This window comes from Bradyrhizobium sp. CB2312 (assembly GCF_029714425.1).
In the GTDB taxonomy this organism is placed as follows: domain Bacteria; phylum Pseudomonadota; class Alphaproteobacteria; order Rhizobiales; family Xanthobacteraceae; genus Bradyrhizobium.
This window is the reverse complement of the sequence record NZ_CP121668.1, coordinates 5,563,221-5,584,986: the sequence shown is the minus strand read 5'-3', so window position 1 is coordinate 5,584,986 and position 21,766 is coordinate 5,563,221. Positions and strand designations below refer to the sequence as shown.

At 65.0% G+C, this 21,766-nt stretch carries 15 protein-coding genes; 9 read left to right on the top strand and 6 right to left on the bottom strand.

Features of this window, described 5'->3' with window-relative positions; genetic code table 11:
* Positions 1-61 precede the first annotated feature (61 nt).
* The 3 genes from QA642_RS27450 to lptF all read right to left on the bottom strand — a co-directional run bounded on the left by QA642_RS27450 (position 62) and on the right by lptF (position 4,811).
* Positions 62-2,476, bottom strand: a complete 2,415-nt coding sequence (locus QA642_RS27450) for an LPS-assembly protein LptD (protein WP_283079640.1) — start codon at positions 2,474-2,476, stop codon at positions 62-64.
* 71 nt (positions 2,477-2,547) lie between these two features.
* Entirely contained in the window at positions 2,548-3,645 is a 1,098-nt protein-coding gene (gene lptG / locus QA642_RS27445; protein WP_027557596.1) for an LPS export ABC transporter permease LptG, read from the bottom strand.
* Positions 3,642-4,811: an LPS export ABC transporter permease LptF gene (lptF, locus tag QA642_RS27440; RefSeq protein WP_283079639.1), complete on the bottom strand. Its 1,170-nt coding sequence runs from the start codon at positions 4,809-4,811 to the stop codon at positions 3,642-3,644. Before lptF ends, lptG begins: the two co-directional genes overlap by 4 nt.
* 339 nt (positions 4,812-5,150) lie before the next feature.
* On the opposite strand from lptF, the gene QA642_RS27435 reads away from it, so the two are divergent.
* The 6 genes from QA642_RS27435 to QA642_RS27410 all read left to right on the top strand — a co-directional run bounded on the left by QA642_RS27435 (position 5,151) and on the right by QA642_RS27410 (position 14,861).
* On the top strand, positions 5,151-6,650 hold the full coding sequence (locus QA642_RS27435) for a leucyl aminopeptidase (protein ID WP_283079638.1): 1,500 nt from the start codon (positions 5,151-5,153) through the stop codon (positions 6,648-6,650).
* Positions 6,651-6,656: 6 nt separating this feature from the next.
* Positions 6,657-7,109: a DNA polymerase III subunit chi gene (locus tag QA642_RS27430; protein ID WP_283079637.1), complete on the top strand. Its 453-nt coding sequence runs from the start codon at positions 6,657-6,659 to the stop codon at positions 7,107-7,109.
* 127 nt (positions 7,110-7,236) lie between these two features.
* Positions 7,237-7,770 (top strand): hypothetical protein, encoded by a 534-nt coding sequence (locus tag QA642_RS27425; RefSeq protein WP_283079636.1) that lies wholly within the window; start codon positions 7,237-7,239, stop codon positions 7,768-7,770.
* A 414-nt stretch (positions 7,771-8,184) separates the two neighbouring features.
* A complete protein-coding gene (locus QA642_RS27420) occupies positions 8,185-11,031 on the top strand; it encodes a calcium-binding protein (RefSeq protein WP_283079635.1) in 2,847 nt (948 codons plus the stop codon).
* Between the two features lie 259 nt (positions 11,032-11,290).
* Positions 11,291-13,423, top strand: coding sequence for a type I secretion system permease/ATPase (locus tag QA642_RS27415; protein ID WP_283079634.1), 2,133 nt, complete (start codon positions 11,291-11,293; stop codon positions 13,421-13,423).
* Positions 13,410-14,861, top strand: coding sequence for an HlyD family type I secretion periplasmic adaptor subunit (locus QA642_RS27410; RefSeq protein ID WP_283079633.1), 1,452 nt, complete (start codon positions 13,410-13,412; stop codon positions 14,859-14,861). Before QA642_RS27415 ends, QA642_RS27410 begins: the two co-directional genes overlap by 14 nt.
* 71 nt (positions 14,862-14,932) lie before the next feature.
* On the opposite strand, the gene QA642_RS27405 is transcribed toward QA642_RS27410, so the two are convergent.
* From QA642_RS27405 to QA642_RS27395, 3 genes are all read right to left on the bottom strand, one after another.
* On the bottom strand, positions 14,933-16,795 hold the full coding sequence (locus QA642_RS27405; protein WP_283079632.1) for an ABC-F family ATP-binding cassette domain-containing protein: 1,863 nt from the start codon (positions 16,793-16,795) through the stop codon (positions 14,933-14,935).
* 70 nt (positions 16,796-16,865) lie between these two features.
* Positions 16,866-17,039: a hypothetical protein gene (locus tag QA642_RS27400; protein WP_283079631.1), complete on the bottom strand. Its 174-nt coding sequence runs from the start codon at positions 17,037-17,039 to the stop codon at positions 16,866-16,868.
* Between the two features lie 217 nt (positions 17,040-17,256).
* Positions 17,257-17,511, bottom strand: a complete 255-nt coding sequence (locus QA642_RS27395) for a hypothetical protein (protein WP_027557605.1) — start codon at positions 17,509-17,511, stop codon at positions 17,257-17,259.
* Between the two features lie 312 nt (positions 17,512-17,823).
* On the opposite strand from QA642_RS27395, the gene ndk reads away from it, so the two are divergent.
* From ndk to QA642_RS27380, 3 genes are all read left to right on the top strand, one after another.
* Positions 17,824-18,246, top strand: a complete 423-nt coding sequence (gene ndk / locus QA642_RS27390) for a nucleoside-diphosphate kinase (RefSeq protein WP_027557606.1) — start codon at positions 17,824-17,826, stop codon at positions 18,244-18,246.
* 47 nt (positions 18,247-18,293) lie between these two features.
* Positions 18,294-19,154: a TerC family protein gene (locus QA642_RS27385; protein WP_283079630.1), complete on the top strand. Its 861-nt coding sequence runs from the start codon at positions 18,294-18,296 to the stop codon at positions 19,152-19,154.
* A gap of 270 nt (positions 19,155-19,424) precedes the next feature.
* Positions 19,425-21,764: a TonB-dependent siderophore receptor gene (locus tag QA642_RS27380; RefSeq protein ID WP_283079629.1), complete on the top strand. Its 2,340-nt coding sequence runs from the start codon at positions 19,425-19,427 to the stop codon at positions 21,762-21,764.
* Positions 21,765-21,766: the final 2 nt, after the last annotated feature.

Here is a 21,766-nt window from a genome sequence, read left to right as displayed (position 1 = left end):
GCTCGCATGCCCGCCGTCGTAAGCCTGCGAAGAGGCAAACGCGGCCGGGACTTCAAACCGTTCACTGGAGGCCCGCGGAACTGCTGCTGCCTGTCGACGTCGCCAGCGTGCGCAGGCCGATCTGGAACATGAACGCGTGGCTCAGCACGGGCGGCGCGGTGCCCGCGGAGTAGCTATACGAAGTTACATAGTTCGCCGCCAGCACGAAGCAATCGTCGACATAGCCGGCGCCGAGCACATATTGGTTGATCTTGTTGGCCTCGAGGTCCCAGCGCGCCGAGCCCGTCACCACCCAGTTGGCCGCGACCTTGATCGAGCCCGAGGTCAGGATGCCCTCGCGGCGGTTCAGATAGCCGAGCTCCGGCTGTGCCGCGTAATTGCCGTACATCACGCTCATCGACCAGCGATTGAAGTTGGCGCGGCCTTCGGCCTCGAAGCGCTCCACGTTCCAGGTCTGCTCGTCCATGCGCGAGCGGACGCTGAATGTATAGGTGCTGTTGGGCGAGTAGGCGGCGCTCGCCACGTAGTCGGACCGCGGCTTGTCGAGGCCGGAATCAAGACCGGTATTGATGGAGTCCTGGACCGCGTAGGAGTTCAGGCCGAACAGCTGGTAGGACTGCCCGAACAGCACCTTGACGGCACCGCCCCTGTCGAACTGGGTGGTGGCCTGCACGCCGACATTGGCGCGGCCGCCGCCCTCGACGCGGTCGTAGCCGGAGAACTTGTCGACGCTGAACAGGTTCGAGGCGTCGAACACCATGCTCTGGGCATCCTCGTTGGGGAACCTGCCGGCATAGGTCTCGTTCGGGCGGATGATGATCTGCGCGATCGGCTCGATGGTGGTCGAACCCCAGGGCTGAACGTTGATGAAGGGGTAGCGGTATTCGAGACCCACGGTCGGCATCAGGCGGAATGCCTGGGTGTCGCCGACCGGCAGGAAGTTCGACACGCCGGGCTGGTTGGAGACCGAGGAGTTGACCGCGTCGGCGCGCAGAATCGCGAACGGCGTCCAGATCTCGCCGAACGGATCGGTGTAGGACTTGCGCCACTGCGCTTCGGCCGTGAGGCGCGTGTAGGTGCCGGGGAAGCCGCGCAGCAGGCACTGCGACGGCGTGCGGGCGAGCGGATCGGCCGACGCCGTCGTGCACAGGCTGTTGGTGTTGGCCAACGTCGTGATCGGATCGAACACGGCCGAGTCACGCGACAGGTTCGTGAAATTGGTCCTGTAGCTGAACTCGCCGCCGAACACCGGATAGTTCAGCACGTTCGAATAGTCGATCACGGGATAGACGATCGGCACCTGGCTCTGGTTGCCCGAGTAGCTCAGCCAGTACATCGTGCGCGCGTCGAAGAAGCTGCGATTGCCAACGCCGGTCAGATAGAGCTGCGACAGCGCGTCGGTCGGCAGATAGAGGAACGAGCCCAGCGGGTCGCGGTACTGCGACAACCGGTAGTCCGAGAAGAAATAGTAGTCGGACATCAGGACGCCGTCCCAACCCCAGACCCACTTGTCGTTCAGCGCGAACTGGCCCTTGGTGTCGACGGCGCCGCGGAACTGGCGGTCGCCGGGCTGACCGGCAAGCGCGCCCGGGTCGAGCTGGTCGATGCCGTAGACGCGGACCTGATAGGCGCCGTCCATCAGGCGCTGGCGGTATTCGGCCTGGAACAGCACGCCCTGCTTGGTCGTGAAGCGCGGGTTGAAGGTCAGGTCCATGTCGGGCGCGATCGCCCAGTAGAACGGGATTTCGACGCCGTAGCCGAACGGCGTGTTCGACGTGAAGCCCGGCATCAGGAAGCCGGTCTTGCGCTTCACGGTCGGGTCGGGCGTCGAGAAATAGGGCATGTAGGCGAGCGGCACGCCGAAGAATTCGAGCTGCGCCGTCTCGAAATACAGCATCTTCTCCTGCTGGTCGTGGATGATGCGGGCACCCTTGACCTGCCAGAGCGGCGGCTTCTTCGGATCGTCCTTACACGGCGCGCAGGCCGTGTAGACGCCGTTCTCGAACACCGTGTAATTGCCGCTGGAGCGGTCGGCGCGGCTCGCGGCCATGCGGGTCTGGTCGGCGGTGTCCACGCGCAGCGAATCGACGAAACCATCGCGGTAGTCGTCGGAGAGATCCATGATCTCGGCATAGGTGATCTTGCCGTCGGCATCCGTCATGCGGATGTTGCCTTCGGCATGCAGCCGCTTGGTCTTCTGGTCGTAGATGACCCTGTCGGCCTCGACGCTGGTGCCGTTGTAGAACAGCTGGACGTTGCCGACCGCGGAGACGCGCGAATTGTTGTAGTCGTAATCGACCTCGGTCGCCTGAACCAGCATCTGGTTGTCGTTGGCGACCTTCGGCGGCTTCGGACGCGGCGGCAGCGGATTGTAGGTGAAGCTCTGGGCCGCGGCCGGCGTCACCGCGGCGACATCGATCAGTCCGCCAAACGAGGCAGCCGTGACGACGGCGAGCAGGAGCCTGCGAATGGACAAGCCGCATCCGTTCGCGCGCACCACGGTGCGCCGCGTCAAACGAGACACGGGTCCTCGACGGACGGCAGTCACTAACCGTCCTCCTGGTACAACAAGGCCAAAAAGCCGGTGAGGCCGCCCACCACCACGGGCAACCACGCCGCAGCGATCGGATGCATCAACTCAGCCTTGCTCAAGTCTTCAGTCACTTTCGATAGAACGTAGAGCAGAAAGCCTGCGCCCACGCCACTCAAAACCATCTTCTGCACGCCGCCCATCCGGAAGAAACGCAACGACACGGAGGCCGCGAGCATCACCATGGCAGCCAGCAAAAACGGCTGCGCCAGAAGCTTTTGATACTGGAGTCGGTATCCGGCTGTCGCGAAGCCCGAGCTTTCCGATGAGCGGATGTAGCTCGGTAGTTGCCAAAAGGACACAGTCTCGGGTGTGGAAAAGCTGTTGCGGACCTGCGCCTCGGTCAGCGTCGTCGGAATCTCCAACGTGGCCTGGTCGACCGGCGGTGAGTCCAGCGTGAAGCGGCGGACGCCCCTGAACAGCCAATGGCCGGATTCGAGCGTGGCTTCACGCGCCTCGATCCGCTCCTTGAAGTGCTGATCTGTGTCGAATCGGAACAGCGTGAGCCCGGTGAGCCGCACGCCCTGCTGCTCGCTGCGCGCGGCATTGATGATGGTCTGGCCGTCGCTGGTCACCTGGTTGAGCCAGAAACCGGTGGCGTCCTGGATGCCGCCGCCCGGCGCCGAGCCGAACAGCTCGGCCTCCATGCGCTTGGAGAGCTCGCGCAGATTCGCCGACATCGGATTGTAGGCGACGGTGGCGATCACCCCGATCAGCAGCGCGCTGCCGAGCGCGGGCGAGATGAACTGCCAGGCCGAGATGCCGGCGGCCCGCGCAACCACGAGCTCGAGCCGGCGGGAGAGGGCGAGATAGCAGGTCATGGCGCCGATCAGCATGCAGAACGGCGTCAGCTTCTCCAGGAGCTGCGGCACCCGGAACAGCGAGGTCTCGGCGACCATGAGCGCGGAGGCGGAGGCAAGGCCGGAGGTCTTGCGCACCATCTCGATGTAGTCGACCAGCACCAGCAGCAGGAAGATGCTCGCAAACACGCCAAGCGCCGCGACGACGAAGCGTCCGGCGAAATAGCGCCCGAGCGTATTGGTGAGCATGCTCATGCGGTGGCCGGTCGTCCAAACAGCCGCGCGATGCGGGCGTTCGATCTGTTGATCGCTTCCATGAGGCCGGGCGGCGGTTCGACGACGATGCCGCCGATGATCATCCACAGCCCGACGCCGATGGCGCCGAAAATCATCGCGTATTGGACCAGCACCGGGCCCGGCGATTTCACCGCCATCACCGAACAGGCAAAGCCCGCCATGCGCAGGCCGAACACCGCGAGGATCGAGGAGCCGATCGAGAAATTGCGGCTCTGGCGGGTGGTGCGAGGTGCGCCGAGGAAGGCGAAGGTCAGCACGGCAAAGGCGAAGGGATAGATCGGCGCCAAGAGGCTGTCATGCAGGGCCGAGCGGAACTGCCCGGGAATCTGCTTGTAGACGGGGTCATCCTCGGACGGCGAGAACAGCTCCCAGAGATAGCGCTCGCGGATGCCGAGGGTGACGTCACGGCCCTGGTTGCCGAATTTCGACATGTCGAAGCCGTAGCGGCCGAACGCCACCAGCGCGGGATCGCGCTTGCCGGCCTCGAAGCGCTGGAGATTGCCGTCCTTGAGCACCAGGAACGAGCCGTTCTCGTTCTTCACGACCTCCCCATGCTCGGCGACGATCGAGACGCGCTCGTTCGGATCGCGGCGGTCGTCGATGAAGATGCCGGCGAGGATGCCGCCGGGCTGGCGCTCGCGGATCCGGATCGTCAGGTTCTTGTCGAGCTGGGCGAAGCGGCCGGGCTGCAGGATGTTGGTGAGCACGTCGGCGGTGATCTCGGCGTCCCACTGCTTGATCCGCCGCATGCCGTCGGGGGCGAGATAGGCCGCGATGAAGGCGACGAGCGCAGCCACCACGCAGGTGGCGTAGAAGAACGGAAAGAACAGCCGGAACGGCGAGAAGCCGGCGGCATTCATCACGATGATCTCGGAATCGGTCGCGAGCTTGTTCAGCGTGTGCGAGATCGCGATCATCAGCGCGATCGGCGAGATGATCAGGACGAGCGCCGGCACGACGAGGCTGGTGATGCCGAGGAAGGTCAGGATGGTCTGACCCTGGCTCGTCATCAGGTCGATGCCGCGCAACGCCTGCGTAATCCAGATCACGCCGGTGAGGCTGACCAGGACCAGCGCAAACGACGCCAGCGTCGTGCGGAAAATATACCTATCAATTGACCCCATGCGCTACCGCACGAATCCCACCAAGCCCCCGACGCAGCCTCGGAATGCCACCCGTCCAACCAATCCCGCAAGGGGATCCCCAAGGTCGGACCAGCAGTTCTTCCGTCGGCTTACTTTCTCACTACCATCCCTTTGATCCGTCAACAAAATGGCTGCCCCGTGGCACCCTCAACATATGGTTAATATTTCGCTCGTTGTGGCCTGGCGGCCACGGCGGTGCTTGGCATCTGCCGGGCCGCTGGCCCATAGTGCGCAAAGTCCAGTGAATCGCCGTTCAGCTCCGGCCCCTTGCCGGAACCGAGGAAGGGCGAAAAGCCTGATGTTTTGAAGGAGTTACTCATGTCCGATGCCATCAAGGTCGGCTTTGTCCCGTTGTCTGCCGCCCCCCGTGGCATCCTGGTGGTGTTCTGCGACGACGGCCTGAAGCTCGGCCCGGCCACCGCGAAGGTGCTCGGCGGCGCGACCGATCTGGTCAAGCGGGCGGCGTCCACCGCCGGCTTCAAGGGCAAAAGCGGCGCGGCGCTCGACATCCTGGCGCCGGAGGGGGTGAAGGCCACCCGGCTGGTCGTGATCGGCGGCGGCAAGGCGGCAAGCCTGAAGGCGAACGATTTCCTCAAATTCGGCGGCGTCGCCGCCAGCAAGCTCTCCGCCGAGGCCTCGGCCATGACGATCATGGCGGAATTGCCAGGGGGCGCCATGACAAGCGAGCAGGCGGTCGCGATTGTCTCGGGCCTGCGGCTGCGGGCCTACAAGTTCGACCGCTACAAGACCAAGAAGAAGGAGGGCGAGGAGGGCGGCTTGCGCGCCGAAATCGCGCTCGCGGTCGACGATGCAGGTGCGGCCAAGAAGGCGTTCGCCTCGGCCGGCCACGTCGTCGACGGCGTCGTCATCGCGCGCGACCTCGTCAACGAGCCGCCGAACGTGCTCTACCCCGAGGAATTCGCGCGCCGCGCGGCCCAGCTCCGCAAGCTCGGCGTCAAGGTCGAGGTGCTCGACGTCAAGGCGATGCAGAAGCTCGGCATGGGCGCGCTGCTCGGCGTCGGCCAGGGCTCGGCGCGGCCGAGCCGCACCGTGATCATGCGCTGGGACGGAGGCAAGAAGGGCGATGCGCCGGTCGCCTTCGTCGGCAAGGGCGTCTGCTTCGACACCGGCGGCATCTCGATCAAGCCCGCCGGCAGCATGGAGGACATGAAGGGCGACATGGGGGGAGCTGCCTGCGTCGTCGGCCTGATGCATGCGCTGGCGGCGCGTAAAGCGAAGGCCAACGTGGTCGGCGCCATTGGCCTCGTCGAGAACATGCCCGACGGCAATGCGCAGCGGCCGGGCGACATCGTGACCTCGATGTCGGGCCAGACCATCGAGATCATCAACACCGACGCCGAAGGCCGCCTCGTGCTGGCCGACGTGCTCTGGTACGTCGCGAAAAAGGTGAAGCCGAAATTCATGGTGGATCTCGCCACACTCACTGGCGCGATCATGGTCGCGCTCGGGACCGAGCATGCCGGCATGTTCTCCAACAATGACGAGCTGGCCGAGCGCCTGCTCGCGGCCGGCATCGAGAGCGGCGAGAAGGTCTGGCGCATGCCGCTCGGTCCGGAATACGACAAGCTGATCGATTCCCAGTTCGCCGACATGAAGAACACCGGCGGCCGTCACGGCGGCTCGATCACCGCGGCGCAGTTCCTCCAGCGCTTCGTCGATGGCACCCCGTGGGCGCATCTCGACATCGCCGGCACCGCGATGGGCGCGCCGAAGACCGACATCAACCAGAGCTGGGGAAGCGGCTATGGCGTCCGCCTGCTGGATCGGCTGGTGGCAGATCACTACGAGCGCAAATGATCCACGATGACTGAAGTGCTGTTCTACCATCTGCAAAACATGACGGTGGAGAACGTGTTGCCGCCGCTTCTCGAGAAATCGCTCGAGCGCGGCTGGCGCGTGGTCGTGCAGTCGACCTCGGAGGAGCGCGCCGATGCACTCGACGCGCATTTATGGACCTATCGCGACGATTCCTTCCTGCCGCACGCGACATGGCGCGTGAACGATGCCGCCGATCAGCCGATCCTGCTGGCGATCGCGGAGGACAATCCGAACGGCGCCAATGTCCGCTTCCTGGTCGACAACGCCGCATTGCCCGAGGACGCGCAGGGCTATGAGCGCATGGTGCTGCTGTTCAACGGTGACGATCCGGATGCGCTCGCTTTGGCACGCAGTACTTGGACGGATTGCAAGGCGCGGGGATTTGATGTCACCTATTGGCAGGCCGACGAGCGGGGCCGGTGGCAGCGCCGGAATTAGCGGTCGATCGCAATTAATGATAATTTGCACTTTTCGGGCGATGCTGGCTTTGGTCAATTTCGTGCCGCAAAGTGATGTTGGGACAAACGCTTAGGGCTCGTCCTTCACGCGGGGAATTTAGTTTATCGTGCGACATCAAAAGCTTCCCAGCTCGTTCATAATTGCGCTCGCAGTCCTCGCACCGCTGGTCGCTGGCTGTTCGGGCGGGACCGACCTGCTGTCGAAGGACGCCGAGTGGTTCCAACGGCCCGGCCGCCTCTTCATCAAGAGCATCTCGATCGAATCGCCGCCGCTGACGCCCGACAAGCCGGTGACGGCAGAGGATCTGGTCAGCGCCGACGGCGCCTGTGCCGGCATGACGCCACCTCCGGGACCTGCCGATGCCAATGCGTCGACGACGGCACCCGCGCCCGTGGGCGGCACGGTCGCGCTCGGCCACACCGAATGCGACGTCGTGCGCGGCATCGGCGCGCCCTCCAGCGTCAATCTCTCCAACGATGCCGCCGGCCGCCGCGTTGCGGTGGTGACCTGGACCACCGGTCCGCGGGCCGGCATCTACACGTTCACCTCCGGCCGCCTGTCCTCGATCGAGGGCACGCCGGAAGCGCCGGTCGTGCCGAAGGCGGCCAAGCCGAAGCCGAAGAAAAAGTCGGCGACGTAAGCGATCGGCCGCGCATGCTCGTCTCGACCGTCAACCGGCCTTGCGTCCCTTGATCGCAGTTGCGCTGGAGTGAACCGTGATCTCCCCGGTCGCGCTCGCCGGCAGTCGCGCTTGCAATCGGTGCTTCAACTCCGCGCTCTCCGAGACCACAGGTGCAATTTCGTTCGGGCGGCGCGCTCGCGCGCGAGACGCCAGCCTCGTCGAACGCGCTCGTGAAAATCACGCGGTCGTTACGCGTGATCGCGCGACTCTCACGTGAGAGTCATTGCATCCGCCGTGGAAACGTAGCCCGAAGCAAAACTGAAGGAAATCTCCAGAATAATCACGCGCGTCTCAAGCGACGCTTCAAGATTGTCACGTGCGCGGCTGCTACGGGTTGAGATGAGGGGCTAGATCGATCGAAGGATCATTTGGATGTCTATTACCTCTGTTTTTTCCCCGGTTACGGGCCAGCTCAGCATCTTCGGAGACGCTACGAATAACGGCGTCGTGATCGGCCGCGACAAGTCCGGTCGCATCCTGGTCAACAACGGCTCTGTGAAAACTGTCGGCGGCGATCCCACCGTCACCAACACCAACGAGATTGACGTCTTCGGTCAAGGCGGCGACGACACGATCACCGTCAACGAATCCAACGGCCCGATGCCCGCGGTGCACGTCTTCGGCGGCGACGGCAACGACAAGATCACGGGCGGCTCGGGTGCCGACCTGCTGTTCGGCCAGGCCGGTAACGATACGATCAAGGGCGGCGGCGGCAACGATCTGCTGTTCGGCGGCGCGGGCAACGACACGCTCGACGGCGGCAGCGGTGACAACCAGTTGTTCGGCGAAGCTGGCAACGACCTCATGATCTGGAATCCCGGCGGCGGCACCAATCTGTTCGAGGGTGGTGACGGCAGCGACACGGCGCAGGTCAACGGCAGCAATGATTCCGAGACGTTCACGATCGTGGCGAACGGCACGCGCGTGCGATTCGACGGCACGGGTGCTGCACCGTTTTCGCTCGACATCGGCACGACGGAGAATCTGGTGCTGCACGCCGGCGGCGGCGACGACGTCATCACCGCGGGCAACGGGCTCGCTCCCCTGATCTCGCTGACGCTCGACGGCGGCGCAGGCAACGACAGGATCACCGGCGGCGACGGCAACGACCTGCTGATCGGCGGCTCCGGCGACGACATCGTCAATGGCGGACGCGGTAACGATGTCGCCCAGCTCGGATCGGGCGACGACACCTTCATCTGGAATCCCGGCGACGGCAGCGACACGGTCGAAGGCGGATCGGGCAACGACAAGCTGCTGTTCAACGGCGCCAACATCAACGAGAAGATCGACATTTCGGCGAATGGCGGAAGGGTGCGTTTCACCCGCGACGTCGCCAACATCACGATGGACCTCAACAGCGTCGAGCAGATCGAATTCGATGCGCGCGGCGGTGCCGACAACATCACCGTCGGCGATCTCACCGGCACCGGCGTCAAGCAGGTGCTGGTCGATCTCGGAGCCACGCCCGGGGGCACGCAAGGCGACGGCGCGGCCGATACAGTGACCGTCAACGGCACCAACGGCAACCAGCACATCACGGTCACGGCCGTGGGCACCACGGCCACGGTGACAGGCCTGCCGGAAGTCGTGACGATCGCGAATGCGGAAGCGGCCAACGACCGTCTGGTGATCCAGGCGCTCGGCGGCAACGACGTCATCGACGCGTCCGCGCTTCCCGCGGTGATCGGACTGACCCTCGACGGCGGTGCGGGCAACGACACCATCACCGGCAGTCAGGGCGCCGATCTCCTGATCGGCGGTGACGGCAACGACAAGGTCACCGGCGGCCGCGGCAACGACGTCGCCGATCTCGGTGCGGGTGACGATCTCTTCACGTGGAATCCTGGCGATGGCAGCGACACCGTCGAGGGCGGCGCGGATACGGATACGCTGGTTTTCAACGGCTCCAATGTGGCCGAGAACATGTCGATCTCGGCGAACGGAACCCGTGCGCTGCTCACCCGCGACGTCGGTGCCATCGTCATGGATCTCGATGGCGTCGAGCACGTGCAGATCGCGGCTGCCGGCGGGGCCGACAATATCACCGTCAACGACCTGACCGGGACCGGGGTGACGCAGGTCGCCATCGACCTCAGCGCCGGCCCCGGCAGCACGAGCGGCGATGGAGCTGCGGACCGCGTCACGGTGAACGGCAGTGCCGGAGACGACAACATCTCGGTGACGACCTCCGGCAGCTCGATCGTGGTCAACGGCCTTGCGGCGCAGGTGACGATCGCTCACTCCGATGCCGGTGACGTGCTCAGCGTCAACGGCGGTGGCGGCAACGACGTCATCAACGCGTCCACGATCAAGGCAGGGCAGCCGTTCAGCCTCGACATCAACGGTGGCGACGGCAACGACACCATCACCGGCAGCGCCGGCAATGACATCGTGAACGGCGGCCGCGGCAACGATGTCGCCAATCTCGGAGCCGGCGACGACACCTTCGTCTGGAATCCCGGCGACGGCAGCGACGTCGTCGAAGGCGGCAAGGGCACCGACACCCTGCAGTTCAACGGTGCCAATATCAGCGAGAACATCAACATCTCGGCCAATGGCGGCCGGGTGCTGTTCACCCGCGACGTCGCCGCCATAGCGATGGATCTCAACGGCGTCGAGCACATCAACTTCAACGCCCTGGGTGGCGCCGACAACATCACGGTCGGCGATCTCTCCGGGACCGGCGTGAACCAGATCAATCTCGACCTCGGGGCCAATGACGGTGCCGCCGACACGGTGAACATCAACGGCACCAGCGGCAGTGATGTCATCACGGTAACCGAGCACGACGGCATCATCACGGTGTCGGGGCTTGGCCAGGACATCAACATCACCGATGCCGGCGCGAGCGACAGGATCGTCATCAACGGTCTCGATGGCGACGATGTCATCACGGCCTCGGGCCTGCACGGCGGCATCCAGCTCGTCGCCAATGGCGGCAACGGCGACGACGTCCTGATCGGCGGTTCCGGCAACGACACGCTGAGCGGCGGGGCAGGCGATGACGTCCTGATCGGCGGCGGAGGTGCTGACGTCCTCGACGGCGGCAGCGGTAGCAACGTCGTGATCCAGGGCGGAGCGTTCGCCGCAGCGATGCTGCTCAACCAGGCCATGGCGGCAAGCTTCGCTCCCGCAGGCGACGGCCACGGCGAGATGCCGCTGGCCGATCCGCACACGGCGCAGACCCAGACGCTCGCCCCGCCGCAGCACGCCTGAGCTTGATGAAAGCTGCCGTTGCAACGACGTAGGTGCGCTCCCTCTCCCGCTTGCGGGGGAGGGCCGGGGTGGGGGTGTCTCCGCATCGAGAACCCCAAGAGGAGCAAGAGGAGAAAGCGCTCACCCGCCGCTGCACCAAAGTCGAGGCTTCGCCTCGGTGTCCTTCGAGAAAAAGGGCCGCCCCACGGCGGCCGCTACCTCTCCCGCAAGCGGGAGAGATCGACATCCCGCTCTAGCTGCTCCGCTCCGGAGAACACCCATGACGACGAACGTGGTCTTGCCTGACACGGGTCTCGACGCGCTGCTTACCCTGCTGCATCTGCAGGGTGTCGCGGCCGACCGCGACCAGCTCAGGCACCGGCTGGGCACGACCCGTTTCGGCGCAGCGGACATCGTCCGCTGCGCCAGGTCGCTCGGACTGAAGGCACGAACCTATCGAACGGAATGGAAGCGTCTGTCGGATACCCCGCTGCCGGCGATCGCGATGCTGCGTGACGGCAGCTTCATGGTCATCGCCAAAGCCACGACCGACAAGGTGCTGGTGCAGTCGCCGCAGGCGCAGCGGCCGGTGTTCATGGAGCGCGACGAGCTTGTCGCGCTCTGGGACGGCAGCTTGATCCTGATGGCCCGGCGCGCCGGGCTCTCCGACCTTGGACGCCGCTTCGACATCACCTGGTTCATCGGTGCGATCGGCAAGTATCGGCGGCTGCTGGGCGAGGTGGTGGCCGCCTCGTTCTTCCTTCAGCTGTTCGCGCTGGTCTCGCCACTGTTCTTCCAGGTCGTGATCGACAAGGTGCTGGTGCACCGCTCGTTGTCCACGCTCGACGTGCTGGTGATCGGCCTCGTCGTCGTCTCGCTGTTCGACACGGTGCTCGGGATCCTGCGCAACTATCTGTTCGCGCACACCACCAACCGCATCGACGTCGAGCTCGGCGCGCGGCTGTTCCACCATCTGTTGGCGCTGCCGATGGCCTGGTTCCAGGCAAGGCGCGTCGGCGATTCCGTGGCACGGGTGCGCGAGCTCGAGAATATCCGCAATTTCATCACCTCATCGTCGCTGACGTTGCTCATCGACCTGGTCTTCACCTCGGTGTTTCTGGCGGTGATGTTCGCCTATTCGCCTGTCATGACCTGCATCGTGCTGGGCTCGTTCCCGTTCTACATCGCGATCTCGGCGGTGGCGACGCCGTTGTTCCGCCGCAGGCTGGAGGAGAAATTCCGCCGCGGCGCCGAGAACCAGGCATTCCTGGTCGAAAGCGTCAGCGGCATCGAGACGTTGAAGGCGATGGCGGTCGAGCCGCAGATGCAGCGGCGCTGGGAAGAGCAGCTCGCTGCTTACGTCTCCGCGAGCTTTGGCGTCAGCAGCCTCGGCAACACCGCGAGCCAGCTCGTGCAGTTCGTCAGCAAGGTCGTCACCGCCGCCATCCTCTATGTCGGCGCGCGGCTCGTGATCGGTGACGCCTTGACCGTCGGCGAGCTCGTCGCCTTCAACATCTTTGCAGGCAGAGTCTCGGCGCCGGTGCTGCGACTGGCGCAGGTCTGGCAGGATTTCCACCAGGCGCGGCTCTCGATCGCGCGGCTCGGCGACATCCTCAACAGCGCGGCGGAGCCGGCTTACTCCGCCGGCCGCGCCGGGCTGCCGCCGCTTCAGGGCAACATCCGCTTCGAGCGCGTCGCGTTCCGCTACCGGCTCGATGGACCGGAAATCCTGCACGACGTCTCGTTCGAGATTCCGGCGGGCCAGACCGTCGGCATCGTCGGTTCGTCGGGCTCGGGCAAGAGCACCTTCGCAAAGCTGGTGCAGCGGCTCTACCTGCCGCAGGGCGGCCGCGTGCTGATCGACGGCATGGACCTCGTCATGACCGATCCGGCCTGGCTGCGGCGGCAGATCGGCGTCGTGCTGCAGGAGAACATGCTGTTCAACCGTTCGGTGCGCGACAACATCGCGCTGGCCGATCCAGCCCTGCCGATGGAGCGCATCATGGCGGCGGCAAGGCTTGCGGGCGCGCACGATTTCATTCTGGAGCTCCCCGAAGGCTACGACACCGTGGTGGGTGAGCGCGGCTCGACGCTGTCGGGCGGGCAGCGCCAGCGCATTGCGATCGCCCGCGCACTGGTGAGCAATCCCCGCATCCTGATCTTCGATGAGGCCACCAGCGCGCTCGACTATGAGAGCGAGCGGATCATCCACGACAACATGAAGGAGATCGCGAAGGGCCGCACGGTTCTGATCATCGCGCATCGTCTGTCCACCGTGCGCGGCGCCGACCGCATCTTCACGCTGGAGCGGGGACGTCTGGTCGAGGACGGCACGCATGACGCCTTGATCAAGACCGGCGGCCGCTATGCGGCCCTGCACCGCCTTCAGGGAGGCCTCTATGAGGTCGGCTAGCACCGTGCCGGCCCGAAAGCCGGAACAGACCGTCGTTCCCTTCAGGAACGCAAATACCCGGCGCGCCGAGGAAATCGCGTTCCTGCCGGCGGCGCTGGAGATCACCGAGACACCGCCGTCGCCGATCGGCCGCGCCATCGCGATCGTCCTGATGCTTCTGGTCTGCGCGGCGCTGGCGTGGTCCGCCTGGGGCACGATCGACATCGTGGCGTCCGCGACCGGGAAGGTCGTGTCGAGCGGGCGCAGCAAGGTGGTCCAGCCGTTCGAGACCGGCGTGGTACGTGCGATCCGCGTGCAGGACGGGCAGGCGGTCAAATCCGGCGACGTGCTGATCGAGCTCGATCCAACTGTGAATGCCGCCGAGCGCGATCGCCTGCATGACGATCTCATGGCCGAGCGTCTCAATATCGTGCGTCTCCGCGCCGCGCTGATGGCTGGCGAAGATGCTTCGGTTGATCTCGTTGCACCCGCGGATGCCGACCCCGTGCTGGTGACGACGCAGCGGCAGTTGCTCGCGAGCCAGGTCGGCGAGCATCGTGCCAAGCTCGCGGCGCTTGCGCGCCAGGAGGCGCAGAAGGACGCCGAGCATCAGACCATTGCGGCGACGATCCACAAGCTCGATGCGTTGCTCCCGGTCACGCAGCAGCGCGTCGATATCCGCAAGACGCTGATGGAGAAGGAGATCGGCTCGAAGTTGACCTATTACGAGACGCTTCAGCTTCAGATCGAGCAGCAGGAGGAGCTTCGCGTCCAGAACAGCCGCTTGAAGGAAGCAGAGTCCGCCGTCGCCGCGATCCGCGAGACCCGCACGCAAGCTGTGGCCGAGTACAGGAAGAGCATCTCCGACGAGCTCGCCAAGAGCGAGCAGAAGGCCAATAGCGTTGCGCGCGACCTGATCAAGGCGGAGCAGCGGACCAGCTTGCAGCAACTGACGTCACCGGTTGACGGTGTCGTGCAGCAGCTAGCTGTCCACACCGTCGGCGGTGTGGTCACGCCAGCGCAATCGCTGCTGGTGATCGTGCCGTCGGATACGCGCCTAGAGGTCGAGGCAATGATCTCCAATCGCGACATCGGCTTCGTCGAGGCCGGGCAGGGCGCCGCGATCAAGATCGACACCTTCAATTTCACCCGCTACGGCCTGCTGGAAGGCCGCGTGCTGAGTGTCTCGCAGGACGCCATCATCCGCGACCGCCCGCCGGAGCGCGGCGACCGCGCGCTCGGGCAGCAGCATGACAGCAGCGAGCCCACCGGGCAGGAGCTCAGCTACAGCGCCCGCATCTCGCTCGATCGCACCCAGATGCAGGTGGACGACCGCCTCGTCAGCCTGTCGCCGGGAATGGCCGTGACGGTGGAAATCCGGACCGGCTCACGCACCATACTCAGTTACCTTTTGTCGCCATTGCAGCGCTACCGGCACGAGATCATGCGGGAACGCTAGGCCTTTCCGGTTAGCTGAGCCTATTCAATGGCTTCGCTACTGTGCATGGGGTTGTTTTGCGGATCTTGAAGTCAGCTGGCGGCTTCGTCGAACTGCGCGCTTGCCTCGAGCCATTGCTCCTCCGCGCGCGCGAGCGCGTCGGCGGCGTTGGCGCGGGCCTTTGAGAGTTGCGCGGCCTGCTTGGGATCGCGCGTAAAGATGTCGGGCAGGGCGAGCGCGGTATCGATCTTGGCGATGATGTCGGTGACGCGCGCGATCTCGGATTCGGCGTCGGCAATGCGCTTCTTCAGCGAGCCGCGATTGTCCGATCTGGGCCGCTGCGGCTTCTCGCTCGGCGCGCTGCGCTCGCGTGGGGCCGGCTCGGCATTGCGCGTGGACAGCACCAGGCGGCGGTACTCGTCGAGATCGCCGTCGTAATTGGTGACGGTGCGGTCGGCGACGATCCAGAGCCGCTCGGCGCAGGCCTCGATCAGATAGCGGTCATGCGAGACCATGATCACCGCGCCGGGGAATTCGTTGATGGCTTCGGCGAGCGCCGCGCGGCTGTCGATGTCGAGATGGTTGGTCGGCTCGTCCAGGATGATCATGTTCGGGCCGAAGAAGGTGGCAAGCCCCAGCAGCAGGCGCGCCTTCTCGCCGCCCGACAATTTGCCGGCCTTGGTGTCGGCGGCCTTGCCGGAGAAGCCGATCGCGCCGGCGCGCGCCCGCACCTTTGCCTCGGGAGCATCGCCCATCAGCTTGCGGACGTGGTCGTAGGCGGAGGCGTCCTCGTTCAATTCGTCGAGCTGGTGCTGTGCGAAATAGGCGATCGACAGCTTGTCCGCGCGCGTCACCTTGCCGGAGAAGGGCGCAAGGCGCCCGGCGAGCAGTTTTACAAGTGTCGACTTGCCGTTGCCGTTGGCGCCGAGGAGGGCGATGCGGTCGTCGTTGTCGATGCGCAAGGTGACTCGGCCGAGCACGGGCGCTGCCGGGTCGTAACCGACGGAGGCGTTGTCCACCGCGATGATCGGCGGCGACAGGATCTTCTCCGGCGCGGGGAAAGTGATCTCGCGCACGTCCTCGGTGACCAGCGCCGTGATCGGCTTCAGCCGCTCCAGCATCTTGACGCGAGACTGTGCCTGCCGGGCTTTCGAGGCCTTGGCCTTGAAGCGGTCGACGAAGGCTTGCAAGCGCGCACGTTCGGCTTCCTGGCGCTTGACGGCCTTGGCATCGAGCAGCTCGCGCGCGGCGCGTTGCTCCTCGAAGGAGGAATAGGTGCCCTTGTAGAGCGTGAGCTTGCCGCGCTCCAGATGCAGGATCTGGTCGACCGAGCTATCGAGCAGGTCGCGGTCATGGCTGATCACGATCACCGTGCGCGGATAATGCGCGAGGTGATCCTCCAGCCACAACGTGCCTTCGAGGTCGAGATAGTTGGTGGGCTCGTCGAGCAGCAGCAAGTCAGGGGCGGCGAACAGCGTTGCGGCAAGTGCGACGCGCATGCGCCAGCCGCCGGAGAATTCGGCGCAGGGGCGCAGCTGGTCGGCGGCGGAGAAGCCGAGACCGGAGAGGATCGCGGCGGCGCGCGCGGGCGCCGAATGCGCGTCGATGTCGACGAGCCGTGTCTGGATCTCCGCGATGCGGTGCGGGTCGGTCGCGCTTTCGGCTTCGTGAAGCAGCGCGTCGCGTTCGAGATCGGCCTTGAGCACGACGGAGATCAGGCTCTCCGGGCCGTTCGGCGCTTCCTGCGCGAGGCTGCCGACGCGCCAGCGCGGCGGTAGCGTCACGGTGCCGTGCTCGGCCGCGAGCTCGCCGCGGATCACCTTGAACAGGGTCGACTTGCCGGTGCCGTTGCGTCCAACCATGCCGACGCGCGAGCCCGGCGTGATCTGCACGGAACTCTGGTCAATCAGGAGGCGTCCAGCGAGGCGGATGGAAAGGTCGGTGATGGAAAGCATGGGGCCTTGTCACCGCAAGGCGCCGCGAACGCAACCCGTTTTTCCGTGACCTTAAGCGGTCCGAATCAAATCAATGCGGATCGCGGTCGCGCCGCCGCAGCTCGTCGAGGAGCTGCTCGAGATGGGTCGGCAGTCGCGGTTCGGGGCGGATGCTCTGCTGGAGCCGTTCGCCCACGGCATCACAAATCGAGCGGCTGGTGCGCCGGTCGATCTGTTCGCTGTCATTGGCAGAAGGGCCAGCCATCGCGCAGGTTCCGTGTTCTCAGAGTAACGACACGGTACCAAGTCCTTGGCCCCCCAAATTGTTTCGCCGGCCGCGGGGCATGCCCGACATTCTAGTAAAAATTGTATGAATTCGCGATATCCGCGCAAATACGAAGCCCCGGCGCAGGGGGGAACGCCGGGGCTTCGCATGGAAGGTACCTGGGGGAAGGTACCTGGGGCTCAAGGTGCTGTCGGGCTCAGTAGCAGCGGTTGATCAGCCGCCAGCGGGGTCCCCAGGGGGTCGGGACCAGCCGGCGCACGTAGCAGCCGCCATAACCGTAAGAGACGGGGGCATAGAAGCGCGGGCCGCCCCAGCCGTAGCCGTGGTGCCAGCCGCCACCACCGCCGTGCCAGCCCCACCCGCCATGCCAGTGAGCGGAGGCGGAGGTCGGTGCCAGCGCGGCACCCAGCGCGACCGCGGCGACGGCGGCAAGCGAAAGTTTCCTCAACATGGTGATCTCCTCAAAGACTGCCGGCGCGGGGCTATCGCGTCGATGAAAGGGCCGCCGAAACGGTCTGCCTTTGGATTGGCTTCGGTTTCGATAGGCCTGACCTTACCCCGGTGAAGCTGAACCCAATCCTGACGGGGGTTTCAGATTGGGTTCATCTGGGTGAAATTGTTGTAATCCATGCTTAATCCCGGGGGCCGGGCCCTGCGGCGAAGCGCCTGTGCGGCCGTTTGGGCGGTCGCTTGCCGTAACGCAAAGGCGCCGATATAAGCCCCGCAACTCGAAAACCACCGCTTTCTTCTCAAGGACAAGATTATGGCCATCGAACGCACTTTCTCGATCATCAAGCCCGATGCGACCGCGCGTAACCTGACCGGTGCGGTCAACGCCGTGATCGAAAAAGCGGGCCTGCGCATCGTCGCGCAGAAGCGCATCCGCATGACCAAGGAACAGGCCGAGACCTTCTATGCCGTCCACAAGGCCCGCCCGTTCTTCGGCGAGCTCGTTGAGTTCATGACCTCGGGCCCGGTGGTCGTGCAGGTGCTGGAAGGCGAGAACGCGATCGCCAAGTACCGCGACGCGATGGGTGCGACGGATCCGTCCAAGGCCGCCGACGGCACCATCCGCAAGCTCTACGCAAAGTCGATCGGCGAGAACTCGGCCCACGGCTCGGACGCCGCGGAGACCGCCGCGATCGAGATCGCGCAGTTCTTCTCGGGCAACGAGATCGTCGGCTGATCTCTCGGCTGGCGCGTTAACAAGGCGACGGGGCGAAAGGACTCATTGTGAACTGGCTCTGGCAGATCTTCGATCCCGCTACGATCGGGGCATTCTTCACCCAGTTCCGCAATGAGATGGCCGAGCCGACCTTCTGGATTGCGGTCGGCAAGATCATCTGGATCAACATCCTGCTCTCCGGCGACAACGCGCTGGTGATCGCGCTTGCCTGCCGCGGCCTGAAGCCGCGGCACCGGCTGTGGGGCATGATCCTCGGCGCCGGCGCGGCCGTGCTGCTGCGGATCATCTTCACGGGCATCGTCGCCAGCCTGATGGAGCTGCCCTATCTCAAGCTGGTCGGCGGTCTCGCGCTGATCGTGATCGCGGCCAAGTTGCTGGTGCCTGAAAACGAGGACGAGGAGGGCGTCGAGTCCGCCTCGCATCTGTGGCAGGCCGTGCAGATCGTGGTCGTCGCCGACATCGTCATGAGCCTCGACAACGTCATCGCGGTCGCGGCTGCCGCCAATGGCAGCGTGCCGCTGCTGATCCTCGGCCTTGCCATCAGCGTTCCCTTGATCGTCGCCGGTGCGGCGCTGATCATGGCGCTGCTTGCCAAGCTGCCGGTGCTGGTGTGGGCTGGTGCTGCGCTGCTCGGCTGGATCGCGGGCGAGGTGATCGCGACCGATCCCGGCATCGCGCCCAGGCTGCACACGCTGTTCGACGGGCCGCTCGGCGCCTCTCTGGACAAGATGCTCACTAGCATGCGCATCCCGCTGCAATTCGGCCATGGCGGGTCGGGCGGTGAATATCTCTGCGCGGCGCTCGGCGTCGTCGTCGTGCTGGTCGTCGGCACCATCTGGCGCCGGCGCAGCCTCGGCCAGGCCGCGCTCGAATCCTCCGAGCGCCACGCCAAGGCGTCGGCTGAATAATTCCCCAAGCGTAGTCAGCCAGCCTGATCAGTCTCGCCGGCCCACGCGCCGGCGAGCGTTGCAGCTGACTGCAAACTCTCCCGTCAAGCGGTCGCGCGTGACGCGCTTCGACATGTCGCAGCGTGACGCACAACGTTCGCAACCTCCGGGCGATCTAGAGTTTATCTCATTATAAACTGCTGAAATCAAAGGCCACTTTCGTTGACTCGATAACACTGCCCGCGGCACGTCGCTCCGTCGTTCATGTTCATGAAATCGGAAGCTGGTGCGATGCCGTCGCGAGTCATTTGCCGTCCTGTTGCTGTTCTTGCGTCCACCGTCACGACGCTTCCGAGGCTCTCCAGAGCCACAGCCTTCGCGGGCTCAGTCGCCGCCATCGCTTTGTTCAGCGCCGGCCTGCCGCAGCCCGTCAACGCTCAGGGCACTGCGCCCGCGGCGGAGCGCGAGACCGCGCTACCGGCGGTGACCGTTGTCGGCGATGCGCAGAAGCAGCGCGCGCGTCCCCGCTCCAATCGCGGCCGAACGGCGGCTCGCGCCAGTTCACGCGCGACTGAGCGGCCAGCGGTTCAGGCGGAAGGAAATCCCGCCGCGCCGAAACCGGGCGCACTCCCGCAGTCCTACGCAGGCGGGCAGATCGCGCGCGGGGGCCAGGTCGGCCTGCTCGGCAACAAGGACTTCATGGATACACCGTTCAACATCACGAGTTACACGGCCAAGAAGATCGAAGATCAACAGGCCACGACGGTCGCCGACGTCGTAAGCAACGACCCCTCGGTTCGCTTCACGGGGCAGACCGGCGGCATTCTAGATTCCTTCTTCATCCGCGGATTTCCGATCGGCGAGGGCAATGTCGGAGAAATAGCCTTCAACGGCGTCTATGGTGTCGCGCCGAACTACCGCGTGTTCACCGACTACGTCGAACGGATCGAGATCATCAAGGGGCCGACCGCGCTGCTTTATGGCATGGCTCCAAACAGCAGCGTCGGCGGCACCATCAACATCGTTCCGAAGCGTGCCGGGGATGTCGATCTCACGCGCGTGACCACCGACTACGCGACGAGCTCCCAGTTCGGTACGCATCTCGACGTCAGCCGCCGGTTCGGCGAGAATCGCGAATTCGGAATTCGCGTTAACGGCAGCTATCACAATGGCGATACGCCGCTGGACAACCAGAGCCGGGAGGCACATGTCGGCTCCGCCGCGTTCGACTATCGCGGTGAGAGATTCAGGGCGTCGCTCGACTTCATCGACCAGGAAGAAAAGTTCGACGCGCCCACCAGGCCGTTTCTGGTCGCAACAGGCGTCGCCGTCCCGACCGCGCCAGTTGGCAGGCGCAATGTCACGCAGGCCTGGGAATGGGCCAAGGTTCACGACAACTCGCTGCTGGCGCGCGCCGAATACGATGTGACGGATTCCGTGACGGTGTTCGCCGACGGCGGTGGTGGCCGGACCCAGGTCGATCGCTTGTTCGGCACGCCGACGATCCTGAACGCGGCAGGCAACACCACGTCGACACCGGGGCGCTTCAAATTCGACATCGACAGGGACGTGGCCGACGCCGGCGTGCGTGCCCGGTTCGACACCGCCGCGATCAGTCACGCCGTGACTTTCCAGGGGAGCTATTACACAGACCAGATCGGACGGGGCTCTGTGTCCGGGACGCCGGTGCTGTCCAATATCTATGCGCCGATCGCCCGTCTCGAGCAGCTCGTTCCGGCGCCCGCAACCGTTCTGCGGCTGTCGGACACCGAATTGACCGGCCTTGCGCTGGTCGACACGTTGTCAGTTTTCCAGGAGCGTCTTCAGCTGACCGTTGGCGTTCGGCAGCAGGGCGTCAAGTCGAACAATTACAACACCACGACGGGCGCCGTGACCGCCTCCTACGACCAGACGGCGTTGACGCCGATGGTCGGCGTGGTCGTCAAGCCCTGGAGCAACGTTTCGCTCTACGCCAACTACATCGAAGGGCTGAGCAAAGGCGACATCGCACCGACGACGGCGAGCAATTCCGGAGAGGTCCTGGCGCCTTATTTCAGCAAGCAGAAGGAAGCAGGCGTCAAGATCGATTTCGGCATGCTCGCCACCACGATCAGCCTGTTCGAGATCACCAAGCCATCGGGACAGCTGGGCGTCGACAAGGTCTTCCGCGCCGACGCCGAGCAGCGCAATCGCGGCCTGGAATTGACCGTGTTTGGAGAGCTGCAGCCGGGCATTCGCGTTCTTGGCGGTGTGACGCTGATCGACCCCGAACTGACGAAGACGAGCGCGCCAGTCAATCTTGGCAAGACGCCGATCGGTGTGCCTCAGGTGCAAGCGAACCTGTCTGCTGAATGGGATACCCCGTTCGCGCCTGGTCTGACGCTGGTCGCAAACACCGTCTATACCGGATACCAGTATCTCGATGCGGCGAATACGCAGGTCGTTCCGGCCTGGACGAGGCTCGATCTGGGGGCTCGCCACAGCACGCGTATCAACGACCGGCCGGTGACGTTCCGGGCCCTGGTCCAGAACGTGTTCGACACCAACTACTGGGCCGGCGTTGCGAGCTTCTCCGCAGTGTCGCAGGGCAATCCGCGAACCCTGCTGTTGTCGATGTCGACCGATTTCTGAGC

What these genes read in the sequence shown, in the direction of transcription:
- QA642_RS27380 (WP_283079629.1), top strand. Translation starts at nt 19,425, where the DNA reads ATGCCGTCGCGAGTCATTTGCCGTCCTGTTGCTGTTCTTGCGTCCACC.
- QA642_RS27400 (WP_283079631.1), bottom strand. Translation starts at nt 17,039, where the DNA reads ATGGCTGGCCCTTCTGCCAATGACAGCGAACAGATCGACCGGCGCACC.
- QA642_RS27405 (WP_283079632.1), bottom strand. Translation starts at nt 16,795, where the DNA reads ATGCTTTCCATCACCGACCTTTCCATCCGCCTCGCTGGACGCCTCCTG.
- QA642_RS27415 (WP_283079634.1), top strand. Translation starts at nt 11,291, where the DNA reads ATGACGACGAACGTGGTCTTGCCTGACACGGGTCTCGACGCGCTGCTT.
- lptG (WP_027557596.1), bottom strand. Translation starts at nt 3,645, where the DNA reads ATGAGCATGCTCACCAATACGCTCGGGCGCTATTTCGCCGGACGCTTC.
- QA642_RS27395 (WP_027557605.1), bottom strand. Translation starts at nt 17,511, where the DNA reads ATGTTGAGGAAACTTTCGCTTGCCGCCGTCGCCGCGGTCGCGCTGGGT.
- lptF (WP_283079639.1), bottom strand. Translation starts at nt 4,811, where the DNA reads ATGGGGTCAATTGATAGGTATATTTTCCGCACGACGCTGGCGTCGTTT.
- QA642_RS27435 (WP_283079638.1), top strand. Translation starts at nt 5,151, where the DNA reads ATGTCCGATGCCATCAAGGTCGGCTTTGTCCCGTTGTCTGCCGCCCCC.
- QA642_RS27430 (WP_283079637.1), top strand. Translation starts at nt 6,657, where the DNA reads ATGACTGAAGTGCTGTTCTACCATCTGCAAAACATGACGGTGGAGAAC.
- ndk (WP_027557606.1), top strand. Translation starts at nt 17,824, where the DNA reads ATGGCCATCGAACGCACTTTCTCGATCATCAAGCCCGATGCGACCGCG.
- QA642_RS27420 (WP_283079635.1), top strand. Translation starts at nt 8,185, where the DNA reads ATGTCTATTACCTCTGTTTTTTCCCCGGTTACGGGCCAGCTCAGCATC.
- QA642_RS27410 (WP_283079633.1), top strand. Translation starts at nt 13,410, where the DNA reads ATGAGGTCGGCTAGCACCGTGCCGGCCCGAAAGCCGGAACAGACCGTC.